Below are 12,625 nucleotides of genomic sequence, written 5' to 3'. Positions count from 1 at the left end.
ATGTACGGCAGTTCGGTCTCCGCGGCCCCCGCGATCCGTGAACCCCTCCACGCACCCGTCGCCCATCTCGTCCGCGGCGGTGTCATCGAGGGCATCCACTACGGCTCGGTGGTCGTGCTGGCCGCCGACGGTGGCGTCGACCTCCAGATCGGCGACATCGAGGCCGCCTGCTACCCCCGCTCGGCGCTGAAGCCCGTCCAGGCCGTGGCGATGCTGCGGGCCGGGCTGCCGCTGGACGGCGAGCTGCTGTCGCTCGCGGCGGCCAGCCACTCCGGCGAGGAACGCCATCTGGCCGGCACCCGGCGCATCCTGGAGCTGGCCGGCCTGCCCGAGAGCGCCCTGCGCAACGCGCCGGACCTCCCCTTCGACCCGGTGGTCCGGGAGGCCTGGATACGCGAGGGCCGGTTGCCCTCCCGGCTCGCCCAGAACTGTTCCGGCAAGCACGCGGCCATGCTGCTGACCGCACGGCTCAACGGCTGGTCCCTCGACGACTACCTCGACCCCGGGCACCCCCTGCAACAGGCCATCGCCGAGATCGTCGAGGACCTCACCGGCCAGGCGATCGCCCAGGTCACCGTCGACGGCTGCGGCGCGCCGCTCTTCTCGATCTCCCTGCACGGCCTCGCCCGCGCCGCCGCCCGGATCACCACCGCAGCACCGGGCACCCCCGAGGCGCAGGTGGCCGACGCGATGCGCGAACACGCCGAGATGGCCTCCGGCTCGGGCCGTGACGTCGCCGCGCTGATGCGGGCCGTACCGGGGCTGCTCGCCAAGGACGGCTTCGAAGGCGTCCAGGTCGCAGCCCTGCCCGACGGGCGCGCCGTCGCCGTGAAGATCGCCGACGGTGCCGACCGGGCCCGCGTCCCGGTGGCCGCCGCCGCCCTCGCCCGCGCCGGCGTCGATCCCGTCGCGCTCGCCGAGTTCGCCGGGGCCCCGCTGCTCGGCGGCGACGCCGTGGTCGGCAGCCTCCGGCCGACCCGCGCCCTCGACCCGGTGACCCGGCCCACGTACGCCTGATCCCGATCCGGTCACCCGGCCCACGTACGGCCTGATCCCGATCCGGTCACCCGGCCCACGTACGGCCTGATCCCGATCCGGTACCTCGCCGCTCGTACGCCCTCCTCAGCCCCCTGCGCCCGACCGCCCCCTCCCGAAGGAAGACCCGCACCGACATGACCGCCGCAACCCATCGCAGCGAGCACGATCTGCTCGGCGACCGCGACGTCCCCGCCGAGGCGTACTGGGGCATCCACTCCCTGCGCGCCACGGAGAACTTCCCCATCACGGGCACCTCGATCTCCGCCTACCCGCACCTGATCGACGCCATCGCCGCGGTCAAGGAGGCCGCCGCGCGCGCCAACGAGGACCTCGGCCTGCTCGAACCGAGGAAGGCCGCCGCGATCGTCGAGGCCTGCCGGGAGATCCGCGACGGCAAGCTGCACGACCAGTTCGTCGTCGACGTCATCCAGGGCGGCGCCGGCACCTCGACCAACATGAACGCCAACGAGGTGATCGCCAACCGGGCGCTGGAGCTGCTCGGGCACGCCAAGGGCGAGTACCGGCACCTGCATCCCAACGAGGACGTCAACCTCGGCCAGTCCACCAACGACGTCTACCCGACCGCTGTGAAGATCGCCACGGTCTTCGCCGTACGAGGCCTGCTCAAGGCGATGGCCGTGCTCCAGGACGCGTTCGCCCGCAAGGCCGTCGAGTTCCGTGACGTACTGAAGATGGGGCGAACCCAGCTCCAGGACGCCGTGCCGATGACGCTCGGCCAGGAGTTCTCGGCGTTCGCGGTCATGCTGGACGAGGACCGCAGCCGCCTCGCCGAGGCCGTCGAGCTGATCCACGAGATCAACCTCGGTGCCACCGCGATCGGCACCGGCCTCAACGCCCCCGCCGGCTATGCCGAGTCGGCGCGCCGCCACCTCGCCGACATCACCGGACTGCCGCTGGTGACGGCGGCGAACCTGGTCGAGGCGACCCAGGACTGCGGGGCGTTCGTGCAGATGTCGGGTGTGCTGAAGCGGATCGCCGTCAAGCTCTCCAAGAGCTGCAACGACCTGCGGCTGCTGTCGTCGGGGCCGCGGGCCGGCCTCAACGAGATCAACCTGCCGCCGGTGCAGGCCGGTTCGTCCATCATGCCCGGCAAGGTCAACCCGGTGATCCCCGAGGTCGTCAACCAGGTCGCCTTCGAGGTGATCGGCAACGACGTCACCATCACCATGGCCGCCGAGGCCGGACAGCTCCAGCTCAACGCCTTCGAGCCGATCATCCTGCACTCCCTGTCCGAGAGCATCACCCATCTGCGCGCCGCCTGCCTCACCCTCGCCGAGCGCTGCGTGGACGGCATCACCGCCAACACGGAGGGACTGCGCGCCGCGGTGGAGAACTCCATCGGCCTGGTCACCGCCCTCAACCCGCACATCGGCTACACGGCGGCCACCGACATCGCCAAGGAAGCCCTCGCCTCCGGACGCGGCGTCGCCGAACTCGTCCTGGAGAAGGGCCTGTTGCCCGCAGAGCGGCTTGAGGCACTGCTGCGGCCCGAGGTGCTCGCCGGCACCGGCACCGCGCAGGCGATCTGACCCGATGAGCACCAGGACCGGAGGGACGGCACAATGGTGATCATGTCTCCGTCGCTGACCTTCCAGCCGGTCCTGGAGCGCATCGCCACCGAGATCGCGCAGACCCCCGGCCGCGGCCGGCCCGCCGACTACATCCCGGCGCTGGCCGCCCGCGACCCGCGCAGCTTCGGCATGGCCGTCGCCGAGCTCGACGGCACGGTGTACGGCGTGGGGGACTGGCGCAACCCGTTCTCCACCCAGTCCCTCACCAAGGTGTTCACCCTCGCCCTCGACCTGGCCCGCGAGAGCGACGAGCTGTGGGAGCACGTCGGCCGCGAGCCCTCCGGCAACCCGTTCAACTCCCTGGTCCAGCTGGAGTACGAGAACGGCATCCCGCGCAACCCGTTCATCAACGCGGGCGCCCTCGTCGTCACCGACCGGCTGCAGACCCAGACCGGCGACGCGGCGGGCACCCTGCTGGAGTTCCTGCGCACCGAGAGCGGCAACTCCGCGCTCACCTTCGACAAGGGCGTGGCCGCCTCCGAGGCCGCGCACGGCGACCGCAACGCGGCGCTCGGCCACTTCATGGCGTCCTACGGCAACATCGACAACCCGGTACCGGTCCTCCTGGAGCAGTACTTCCGCCAGTGCTCCATCGAGGCGTCCTGCGCCGACCTCGCCCTGGCCACCGGATTCCTGGCCCGGCACGGCATCCGCGCCGACGGCTCCCGGCTGCTCACCCGCAGCCAGGCCAAGCAGGTCAACGCCGTGATGCTCACCTGCGGCACGTACGACGCGGCCGGCGACTTCGCCTACCGCGTCGGCCTGCCCGGCAAGAGCGGCGTCGGCGGCGGCATCATCGCGGTCGTCCCCGGCCGCTGCACGCTGTGTGTGTGGAGCCCGGGCCTGGACCAGCGTGGCAACTCGGTGGCGGGTGTCGCCGCCCTGGACCGCTTCACCACACTGACCGGACTGTCCGTGTTCTGAGCGCCCGCGACCCCGGCGGTCAGCCGAGGAACTCGGTCACCGCCGGCAGGAGCAGCTCCGTACGCCGCATCAGGGCGACGTGCGTGGTCGCGGGCAGCACCGCCAGCCGGGCGTTAGGAATGAGGCCCTGCATCTCGGCGGCGTGCTCGACCCGCACGAAGTCGGTGTCCCCCACGACCAGCAGCGTGGGCATCGCCAGCCCGCGCAGGTCGTCGGCGCTCCAGGGCAGCGGGGCGTGCGCAGCGGCCGTGCACCTGCCGAGGAAGTCCTGGAAGTGCTCGGGATGGGGCGCGACGGCCGCGTACGCCTCGGCCATCTCCTGGAAGTCGGCCTCGCTCGGCAGCCTCGGCGAGGTGTAGTCGGGTGTGCGGACGTCGTCGTGGTAGCCGTCCTGGGCGTACTGCGTGGAGGCGAGCACGAGCTTGCCCACCCGCTCGGGGTGCCGTACGGCGATCTCCAGGGCGGTCAGTCCGCCGAGGCTGAAGCCGAGGAAGTCCGCCTGCCCGATGCCGAGTTCGTCGAGCAGCGCCACCACGTCGGAAGCCAGATTCGGCACGGTCATCGCCCGCTCCGTGTCGGCGGTGCGGCCGTGGCCTTGAAGCTCCGGAGCCACCACACGCCTTCCTGTCGCAAGCGCGGGCAGCACCGCCGCGAAGGACAGGTCGATGGTGAGTACGCCGCCGTGCAGCAGGACGAGCGGGCGCCCGGTGTCGTGCTCGGCGCCGTGGATCTCGTAGTACATCTCCAGGCCGTTGACCTTGGCGTAGGCGGAGGTGTTCGCCATCGTCATCACGTCCGTTCTGTGGAGTGGAGGGGGCAGTGGAAGGGGGATACACGGCAGACCGGCCGCAGTCGCGGAACTCATCGCCGCGACGAAGGCGCTCGCCCGTGGATCACTGCCGGGCCTATAGTCAACGCCGGTCATCAGCACCCGAGAGGCATCTGTATGCACGACACAGCCGACTTAATCGCGAAGACCTACGCGCTGGGCGCCGGACCGTGGACGATCCGGTCCGTCACCCGCGGCGCCCTGGGCCAGATCTGGAAGCTCTCCGGAAACGGCTCCTCATGGGCGGTCAAGGAACTGCTCTTCGGCTGCGACGAGGAACAGGTCGAACGGGAGGCCGCACTCCGGCAGGCCGCGGAGAGCCTGGGCATCGTCTCCCCGCGGCTCATCCCCAACCGGCAGGGCGCACATGTCTCACGGCTCGGCCCGTCCTCGGACGGGTCCGACGGTTCCTTCGTCAAGCTGTACGACTGGATCGACGGCACCAAGGCGGACGCGTCCGATCCGGAGATCCTGGACTGGTTCGGCGGGGCCATGGCGCTCCTGCACACGGCGGGGGAGGGCGCGAGCGAGCCGCCGGACGCCTGGTACGAGCAGTGCCCTCAGGACGCCGACTGGAAGAAGCTCCACGAGGAGGTCCAGCGGGCCGGGCTGCCGTGGTCGGACGAGCTGGGCCGGTTCATCGCCACGTCCGCGGCGGAGCTGGCCCGGTGGGTGACCCCGGCCGATCCCGGCGACCTGGTGACGTCGCATCTCGACCTGCAGCCGCAGAACGTTCTCGTCCGCAAGGACGGACCGGTTCTCCTCGACTGGGACAACGCCGGGTCCACCTCCGCGGAACGCGAACTCGCGCGTGCCCTCTACGTATGGTCGGGCGGCAGCGACGCGGACACCGGGTCCGCGCGGCGACTGATGCGGGCCTTTCGCGGCGCCGGAGGCGGTGCGGTGATCAAGGGGCCGGAGTCCTTCGCGATGCTCTTCGCCACGGACCTGAACTACATCCGTGTACAGGCCGAGTGCGCCGTCGATCCGGCCGTGACGCCCGCGCAGCGCGAGTTCGGGAGCAGCCAGGTGGTCGCCTGCCTGCGCCGCCTGCCGGACCTGGCGGCGATCTCCCGGCTGACCGCGGCGGTACAGGACGTGGGCTGACCGAGCACCGATCACACGGAGGTCACACGCAGGCCGTCACCTCGAGGGGAGTGTGTCGCCTTCCGGCCATCCGGCGTTGACACGCTGCCCGAGTGTTGGCCATGGCTTTTCCCGTCGATCTACGCCGCTGCCAGGCCCTGGGCCTGGTCGGTACAGCCGTGCTCGCGCTGGGAGGTGAGACGGCCGGGGCCCTGCCGGCCCGGGAGCTGCTCGCGCCCGCCTCCGCGCGCGCCGCGCTCGGCGTGGTCGGCGTGTACTTCGGCGTCGTCCTGCTGATCGCCGCCTGGGTCCTTCTCGGCAAGGTCGTACGTGGCCCCGAACCACCCTCCGTGCGCGCCCTGTTGGCCGTGCTCGCCGTGTGGACGGCACCACTGCTGCTGGCGCCGCCGCTGTTCAGCCGGGACGTGTACAGCTATCTCGCGCAGGGCGCCATGGCCGACGCACACCTCGACGTCTACGCACACGGGCCGGCGCAGCTCGGCGGACCGCTCGTCGACGAGGTGGCGCCGATGTGGCGGCAGACCGCGACACCGTACGGTCCGGTCTTCCTCGCCGTCGCCTCCGCGCTGTCCGGTCTCACCGGGGGCGACGTGCCGGCCGGGCTGCTCGGCATGCGCCTGGTGGCCCTGCTCGGTGTGGCGCTGATGGCGGCGGCGCTGCCCCGCCTCGCCCGGCACAGCGGCGCCGACCCGGCCGCCGCACTGTGGCTGGGGGCGCTCAACCCCCTTGTGCTGCTGCACCTGGTGGCCGGGGCGCACAACGACGCGCTCATGCTCGGCCTGCTCGGCATCGGACTGGTCGCCGCGCGCGGCCGCCTGCATGTGCTCGGCGTCGTCCTCGTCACGCTGGCGGCGCTGGTCAAGGCACCCGCCGCGCTCGGGCTGCTCGCGGTCGTCGCGCTGCGCGGCCGCCGGGGCCTGGCCGGAACCGTCCTGATCACGGCAGGTGTCGCCCTGGCCACGACGGCGGCGGCCACTGCCGTGGCAGGCACCGGCTACGGCTGGATAGCGGCCCTGAAAACCCCGGTCTCGCCGCACAACTGGGCACCCACCAGCGTCCTCGGTCGCGCCACCGGCGCCCTGCTCCACGACCTGGGCAGCGGCCTCGCCCCACTGGCCGTGCCGCTTTGGCAGGCGGCCGGTCTCACGGCGACCGCACTGCTCCTGCTGTTCATCTGGCTGCGCCTCAAACCCGGCCCGGTCCACGCCCTGGGCCTGAGCCTCGCTGCCCTGGCCGCCCTGGGCCCCGCGATCCGGCCCTGGTACGCCCTGTGGGGCCTGTTCCTCATCGCCGCCGCCGCGCCCGGCCGGGCGACCCGCCCGCGCGTCGCCGCCGCGATCGGCGTCCTGGCTCTGGCGGTGGTGCCGGGCGGCGGCTCGGCGGATGTCGATCAGGTCGTACTTGCGGTCTCCGGGGGCGCGCTCGCCGCGGTGGTGCTCTGGCAGGCCCAACAGGCGGCGCAGGCACCGGTGTTGGGACGGACGGTATGAGAGCAGTGCTCACGGAGATCGGTGCCAGGGCAGGTCGTATGAGAGGACCTCGCGTCGCACTCGCGGGTCATACGGGCACGGATCGCGGCCGGTTGCTCCTGCTGCTCGGCCTCGCCGCCGCTGTCACCCTGTTCACCGCGACCGTGCCCCTGCTGCGTGACTGGTTCGACCTGCGCGTCTACTACGGCGCCGTGGACGCGTGGGCCCGCCACGGCGGCCGGATCTACGACTACCGGGTCCCGGGGACGACGTACGGCTTCACGTATCCGCCGTTCGCCGCCCTCAGCATGCTGCCGATGAGTGTGCTGGCGCTGGACGGGGCGATCGTGGTCTGCCTGCTGCTCAACCTTGTCGCGACGGGCACGGTGGTGTGGATTCTGGTCGGCCCCTCGCTGCGACGCTACGGCTGGTTCGGGTTCGGCCTGGCGGGCTGTCTGCTGGCGCTGTTCGAACCCGTTCGGGACACGTTCAGCTTCGGGCAGGTCAACCTGCTGCTGCTGGCCCTCGTGCTCGGTGACGCGTGGCTGTTGTCCACCGGCAGGGGCAGATGGGCGGGCGTCGGCATCGGTCTGGCCGCGGCGGTGAAGCTCACGCCCGTGCTCTTCATCGGGCTGTTGCTGCTCGCCCGGCGCCGGCGCGCCGCCGGAGTGGCCACGGCCACCGCCGCCGTCGCGACCGCGCTTGCGGCGTGGGCGGCGCCGGACGCCTCGCGCTTCTACTGGACCGACGCGGTGTGGGACACCACCCGCATCGGCCGTCTTGGCTATGTCTCCAACCAGTCCCTCCAAGGTGTGCTGGCCCGGCTCGCGCAGCCGCACGAGCCGAGCCGGGCCGTCTGGGCGGTGGCAGCCCTCGCGGTGCTGTGCGTGTGGGCGTGGCGGGCGCACCGTGCGGTGGCCGCCGACGACTGGATGGCCGCCTTCGCCCTCACCGGACTCGCCGCCTGCCTGGTCAGCCCCATCACCTGGGTGCACCACCTGGTCTGGCTGCTGCCGTCCTTCGCCGTGCTGCTGCACCGGCACCGGCCGTGGACCGCCGCCGTCCTGTACGCGGTGCTGTGCAGCAGCGTGGTGTGGCTGTGGTTCCACGACTCGTCCGGAATCGACGGCTTCCTCGGCAGCAACACGTACACATGGATCACCCTCGGGCTGCTGCTGCGACTGCCCGTCGGTCAGTCGCGTGTGCCCCGGCCGCCCCTGAGCCGCAGCGCCAGCGCCACGCCGCCCGCGCCCAGACCGGCCGCGCACCCGATACCGGCCGCCGCCGCCCAGCCGGCTCCGTCACCCGCGGACAGCGACGCGGCCGCGGCCGGGGTCGGGGTCGGCGTCGGTGTCGCGTGCAGCGCGGCCGGCCCCGACCGGGGCACGGCCCGCGAGTTGACGAGCGACCCCACCGGGTCGACCCGTCCGGCCGCCCCGAAACCCCAGTCGAGCAGCGAGCGGGCCTCCTCGTACACGGTGAACCCGCCGCCCGCCTGAGGGTTCATCACCGTGACGACCAGGGTGCGCCCGCCCCGCCGCGCGGCGGCGACGAGCGTGTTGCCCGCGTTGGTGGTGTATCCGTTCTTGACGCCGATCAGCCCGGGGTAGCGCTCCACGCCGTCGGCGCCGGTCAGCAGCCGGTTGGTGTTCTGGATGCCGTACGACCAGGAGCCGCCGCCGGGAAACTGCGCCTCGGCCGTGGAGCAGTACCGCGCGAAGTCCGCGTTGGCGAGACCCGCCCGTCCGAACACCGCGAGGTCGTACGCGGAGGAGACCTGGCCCGGCGTGTCGTAACCGTCCGGGGAGATGACGTGCGTGTCGAAGGCGCCCAGCGTGCGGGCCTTGGCCTGCATCCGTACGGCCGTGGTGTGCCAGCCACCGTTCATCGCGGCCAGTACGTGCACGGCGTCGTTGCCGGAGTTGAGGAAGACACCGCGCCACAGATCGGACACGCGGTAGGAGTGCCCCTCGGCGACGCCCACCAGGCTGCTGCCGTCGCCGATCCCCGACAGCTCCTGCTCGGTGACGGTGTGCCGCAGGCCGCCGGGCAGCCCAGGCAGCACGGTCAGCGCGAACAGGGTCTTCAAGGTGCTCGCGGGCGGCAGCTTGCGGTGCGCGTCGTGCGCCGCGAGCACCGCACCGGTGCGGGCGTCCGCCACCAGCCACGACAAGGCGGAGACCTCGGGCACCTCGGGCGCGCCGGCCCGGGGCCGCACCTGTGTGTTCGACCGGTAGAGGGAGGGCGGCTGCGAGGCGGTGGGTCTCGGTGCACCCGGGTCCGTCGCGGCCCGGGCAAGGGCCGGACTCGGCGCCAGGGCCAGCGCGCCGACCACGCACACGGCGGAGCAGGAGACGGCGACGCGGGTGAAGGAGGCCCGGGAGGCGGTGGCCCGAGGGAGGCCGACGCGGAATGAGAATCCGATGGTCATACCGCCAACGTAGGAACGGACACGGCGTACACCGGGCTGCCAGGGCCGAGTGAAGGGATTCCAGCACCCGGATGCCGCACGCGAGGGGTGCCCGACCGGGTGCGGGGGCGTGGCCGACGGGCCGTCAGGGGGCGGGCAGCGTGGGATGGACCTGGCGCAGGAAGGTGGCGTTGTCCGGCGTGGCGCGCATCCGCTCCAGGAGGGTTTCGAGGTTCGCCTGCCCGTCCCGTGTCTGCAGGGCACGCCGCAGTCCGCGCATGGCGGTCAACTCGGCTGTGGGCAGCAGGAGTTCCTCGCGGCGGGTGCCGGAGGGGGTGATGTCGACGGCAGGATAGAGGCGCCGGGAGGCGAGGGTGCGGTCGAGGCGGAGCTCCATGTTGCCGGTGCTCTTGAGCTCCTCGAAGAAGAAGTCGTCGGCACGGGAGCCGGTCTCCACCAGCGCGGTGGCGAGGATGGTCAGCGAGCCGCCCTCCTCGGCGAGGCGGGCGGCGCCGAAGAGCCGCTTGGGGCCTTGCAGCGCGCTCGCGTCGACGCCGCCGCTGAGGGTGCGGCCACCGGAGGCGGCCGCGTTGTTGTGGGCCCGGCACAGCCGGGTGAGGGAGTCCATCAGGATGACGACGTCCTCACCCTGCTCGACGAGCCGCTTGGCGCGCTCGATGACGAGCTCGGCGAGCGCGATGTGCTGCTTGGGCGTCTTGTCGAACGTCGAGGCGAAGACCTCGCCGCGCACGGAGCGCCGCATGTCGGTGACCTCCTCGGGCCGCTCGTCGAGCAGCATCACCATCAGATGGCATTCGGGGTGGTTGCCCGCCACGGCGGCGGCGATCTGCTGGAGGAGCACGGTCTTGCCGGTCTTGGGCGGGGCCACGATGAGGCCGCGCTGCCCCTTGCCGACCGGCGAGACCAGGTCGATGAGGCGGGTGGACACTCCGCCCGCCGGGTGTTCCAGGCGCAGCCGGTCGCGGGGGTGCAGCGGGGTGAGGTCGCGGAAGTGCGGTCGGCGCTTCAGGTCTTCGGGCGTACGGCCGTTGATCCGCTCGACCTCGGCCAGGGCGCGGGGCCCGCCGCGGACGCCTTCGACGCTGTCGCCCTTGCGCAGGCCGTGGCGGCGGATGAGCGCGGCGGAGACCTGGAGGTCGTTCGGCGCGGGCAGGCAGCTGTCGGCGGCCCGCAGATACCCCTGCCCGCCCTGCGCGATGTCGAGGACACCGGAGACCTGGGCCGGGAGCTGCTGCTGTACGGGAGGGTGTTCGAGTGTGGTGGTCATGGTGATCGGTCCTTTCAACGGACGGAGTCATGAGGTCATGAGGGAAGGAGGGGAAGGCCGGGGGAGGCGGCGTGCTCACGCCCCCGTGCGGCGAAGGACAGCACCTCGGCTGCGACGAACGACGGGAACTGCCCGAGTCCGTGCTCACGAGGTGGTGCGAGGAAGCTGGACGGCCGGTCGGGATACGACGGGCGTGTCAGCGAGAAGAAGTGGAACTGGCACCGGCGCCCGAGACGGGGCGTACACAAGTGCTAGCGGCACTGTACCACGCGGGGGCCCGGTGGAATGGTGATGTGCGCCTCAGGGGCTCGTCGCTCGTGCGCAGCCGGCGGATGAGCGGACCCGTCCCCGATCGGGGCGTCGGTGACGTCGTCCAGTTTCGTTCATGCGCGGCCCAAGTATTCGCGGCCCAGCAGCAGTTCGCCGACCTCCTCCTGACGCAGGGCTGCGGACGCTGTGGGCGCGCCGGGTGACGAAGGTCTACGGCTCTGTCGTGTGCCCACGTGGCGACCCGCCGGTCGGGCTCTCGCGCAGCCGGTCGAGAACGGTGGGGGAGAGGCGGGCGGCCAGCTGCTCCAGCAAGGAGACGGTGTCGGCGACGGTGTCCTCGTCGTCGGTGCCGAGGGCGGCGGCGAGCGCGTCGTCGATCGGGGTGGTCGCGACCTCGGCCCGGCGCCCGGAGATCTCGGGGGACTGCCGGATCAGGGTGCGCCGGCGGTCGGTGGGGTCGGTTGCGGCCAGCACGGAGCCCGTCTCCCTGAGGCGTGCCACGCAGGCCGAGACGGCACTCTGAGGCAGTCCGGTGCGCCCGGCGACCTCGCCGACCGTGGTGTCCGGGTGGGCGTAGACGTCGAGCATCACGATCAGGACGGACCGTGTGCTCGTGGAGCGCGGGCCGACGCCCTCGGTGGGGATGGCCTCCTCGCCGATCTTCATCAGGGTCCGACCGAGGAGGAAGAGTTCAGCTCCGTTCATGGCGGCAGATTACATCGAGTCCGATACATCAAAAATGATGCATCACTCTTGATGCATCATTTTTGATGGAGTACGTTCGACGTCGAAGCCCCGCACCGCACCCACCCTGTAACGGAGGACCACCATGAGCACTGCCGCGAACGCCGCCAGGACCGCCACCCTCGCCGTCCCTGGCGCCACCCTCCACTATGAAGTCCGCGGCTGCGGCCCCCTGCTGCTCGTGTCGCAGAGCGGCGAGGGGGACGCCAACCGCAGCGACGCGATGGTCGATCACCTCGTCGACACCTGCACCGTGGTGACGTACGACCGCCGGGGCCTTTCCCGCAGCGTTCTCGACGACCCGGCCCGGGGCGCGACCCTCGACGACCACGTCGACGACGTACACCGGCTGCTGGCCGAACTCACCGACGAGCCCGCGCTGATGGCCGGATGCAGCATGGGCGCCCTCATCGGGCTGCGGCTCGCGCTGCGGCACCCGGGACAGCTGAGCACACTCGTCGCGCACGAGCCCGCCATCCCGGGACTGTTGCCCGACGCCGAACGGCTGCACGCCCAGGAAGAGTTGGACGAGATGCGTGCCATCTTCCAGCGGGACGGCTGGATCGCCGGAGTGAAGAAGATCGGCGAGATCCTCGGCATCGACCCCGCCCGCCAGGAACTTGAGCCCGGCGCCAGGCTCGCCCCCTTCGACGCGTCGCGCGAGCCCAACTTCACCTTCTTCATCAAGCATGACGCGCCGACCATGACCCGGGCCGAGCTGAGCGCGCAGGAGATCAAGGCGCTCGCGTCGAGCCCCGTCCGCATCGTGCCCGCGGCCGGACGCACCACCCCGCGCACCGTCTTCGACTACCGGTGCGCCGAGGAGCTGGCCGCCGGACTCGGCACTGAGCTGCTGCACCTCCCCGGCGGGCACAACGGCAACCTCACCCACCCCAAGGGCTTCGCCGAGTTGCTGCGCGCAGCGCTGTGAGCAGGCAGAATCACCGACGTACG

Annotated in this window: 10 protein-coding genes and 1 pseudogene; 7 read left to right on the top strand and 4 right to left on the bottom strand. The window is 71.9% G+C overall.

Going from position 1 to position 12,625, the window contains the following annotated elements; all coding sequences use genetic code 11:
* The 3 genes from ABZS97_RS18810 (at position 1) to ABZS97_RS18800 (ending at position 3,554) form a co-directional block, all read left to right on the top strand.
* A complete protein-coding gene (locus ABZS97_RS18810) occupies positions 1–1,017 on the top strand; it encodes an asparaginase (RefSeq protein WP_356139241.1) in 1,017 nt (338 codons plus the stop codon).
* Between the two features lie 155 nt (positions 1,018–1,172).
* Entirely contained in the window at positions 1,173–2,588 is a 1,416-nt protein-coding gene (gene aspA, locus ABZS97_RS18805; RefSeq protein ID WP_356139182.1) for an aspartate ammonia-lyase, read from the top strand.
* A gap of 33 nt (positions 2,589–2,621) precedes the next feature.
* Positions 2,622–3,554 (top strand): glutaminase, encoded by a 933-nt coding sequence (locus tag ABZS97_RS18800; RefSeq protein ID WP_356139180.1) that lies wholly within the window; start codon positions 2,622–2,624, stop codon positions 3,552–3,554.
* Positions 3,555–3,573: 19 nt separating this feature from the next.
* On the opposite strand, the gene ABZS97_RS18795 is transcribed toward ABZS97_RS18800, so the two are convergent.
* A complete protein-coding gene (locus tag ABZS97_RS18795) occupies positions 3,574–4,344 on the bottom strand; it encodes an alpha/beta hydrolase (protein ID WP_356139178.1) in 771 nt (256 codons plus the stop codon).
* A gap of 156 nt (positions 4,345–4,500) precedes the next feature.
* On the opposite strand from ABZS97_RS18795, the gene ABZS97_RS18790 reads away from it, so the two are divergent.
* The 3 genes from ABZS97_RS18790 (at position 4,501) to ABZS97_RS18780 (ending at position 8,458) form a co-directional block, all read left to right on the top strand.
* Positions 4,501–5,490, top strand: a complete 990-nt coding sequence (locus ABZS97_RS18790) for a phosphotransferase (protein ID WP_356139176.1) — start codon at positions 4,501–4,503, stop codon at positions 5,488–5,490.
* Positions 5,491–5,591: 101 nt separating this feature from the next.
* Positions 5,592–6,980, top strand: a complete 1,389-nt coding sequence (gene mptB / locus ABZS97_RS18785; protein WP_356139172.1) for a polyprenol phosphomannose-dependent alpha 1,6 mannosyltransferase MptB — start codon at positions 5,592–5,594, stop codon at positions 6,978–6,980.
* A 38-nt stretch (positions 6,981–7,018) separates the two neighbouring features.
* Entirely contained in the window at positions 7,019–8,458 is a 1,440-nt protein-coding gene (locus tag ABZS97_RS18780) for a glycosyltransferase 87 family protein (RefSeq protein ID WP_356139170.1), read from the top strand.
* Between the two features lie 11 nt (positions 8,459–8,469).
* Here ABZS97_RS18780 and ABZS97_RS18775 read toward each other — a convergent pair.
* The 3 genes and pseudogenes from ABZS97_RS18775 to ABZS97_RS18765 form a co-directional block, all read right to left on the bottom strand.
* Positions 8,470–9,390: pseudogene (locus ABZS97_RS18775) on the bottom strand (D-alanyl-D-alanine carboxypeptidase); the annotation flags it as partial.
* A 124-nt stretch (positions 9,391–9,514) separates the two neighbouring features.
* Entirely contained in the window at positions 9,515–10,657 is a 1,143-nt protein-coding gene (gene rho / locus ABZS97_RS18770) for a transcription termination factor Rho (RefSeq protein WP_356139166.1), read from the bottom strand.
* Between the two features lie 480 nt (positions 10,658–11,137).
* Positions 11,138–11,632 carry a helix-turn-helix domain-containing protein gene (locus tag ABZS97_RS18765; RefSeq protein ID WP_356139164.1) on the bottom strand — a complete coding sequence of 165 codons (495 nt, stop codon included), beginning with the start codon at positions 11,630–11,632 and terminating at the stop codon, positions 11,138–11,140.
* A gap of 124 nt (positions 11,633–11,756) precedes the next feature.
* Here ABZS97_RS18765 and ABZS97_RS18760 point away from each other — a divergent pair, with 124 nt between their 5' ends.
* Positions 11,757–12,602 carry an alpha/beta hydrolase gene (locus ABZS97_RS18760; RefSeq protein ID WP_356139162.1) on the top strand — a complete coding sequence of 282 codons (846 nt, stop codon included), beginning with the start codon at positions 11,757–11,759 and terminating at the stop codon, positions 12,600–12,602.
* Positions 12,603–12,625: the final 23 nt, after the last annotated feature.

The organism is Streptomyces sp. NPDC005485, assembly GCF_040606085.1.
Lineage (GTDB): Bacteria > Actinomycetota > Actinomycetes > Streptomycetales > Streptomycetaceae > Streptomyces.
This window is presented reverse-complemented; position numbering and strand designations above follow the sequence as displayed.

Excerpts from the sequence above, each read along its gene's own strand:
- ABZS97_RS18810 (WP_356139241.1), top strand. The coding sequence starts at position 1 with ATGTACGGCAGTTCGGTCTCCGCGGCCCCCGCGATCCGTGAACCCCTC.
- aspA (WP_356139182.1), top strand. The coding sequence starts at position 1,173 with ATGACCGCCGCAACCCATCGCAGCGAGCACGATCTGCTCGGCGACCGC.
- ABZS97_RS18800 (WP_356139180.1), top strand. The coding sequence starts at position 2,622 with ATGGTGATCATGTCTCCGTCGCTGACCTTCCAGCCGGTCCTGGAGCGC.
- ABZS97_RS18795 (WP_356139178.1), bottom strand. The coding sequence starts at position 4,344 with ATGACGATGGCGAACACCTCCGCCTACGCCAAGGTCAACGGCCTGGAG.
- ABZS97_RS18790 (WP_356139176.1), top strand. The coding sequence starts at position 4,501 with ATGCACGACACAGCCGACTTAATCGCGAAGACCTACGCGCTGGGCGCC.
- mptB (WP_356139172.1), top strand. The coding sequence starts at position 5,592 with ATGGCTTTTCCCGTCGATCTACGCCGCTGCCAGGCCCTGGGCCTGGTC.
- ABZS97_RS18780 (WP_356139170.1), top strand. The coding sequence starts at position 7,019 with ATGAGAGGACCTCGCGTCGCACTCGCGGGTCATACGGGCACGGATCGC.
- rho (WP_356139166.1), bottom strand. The coding sequence starts at position 10,657 with ATGACCACCACACTCGAACACCCTCCCGTACAGCAGCAGCTCCCGGCC.
- ABZS97_RS18765 (WP_356139164.1), bottom strand. The coding sequence starts at position 11,632 with ATGAACGGAGCTGAACTCTTCCTCCTCGGTCGGACCCTGATGAAGATC.
- ABZS97_RS18760 (WP_356139162.1), top strand. The coding sequence starts at position 11,757 with ATGAGCACTGCCGCGAACGCCGCCAGGACCGCCACCCTCGCCGTCCCT.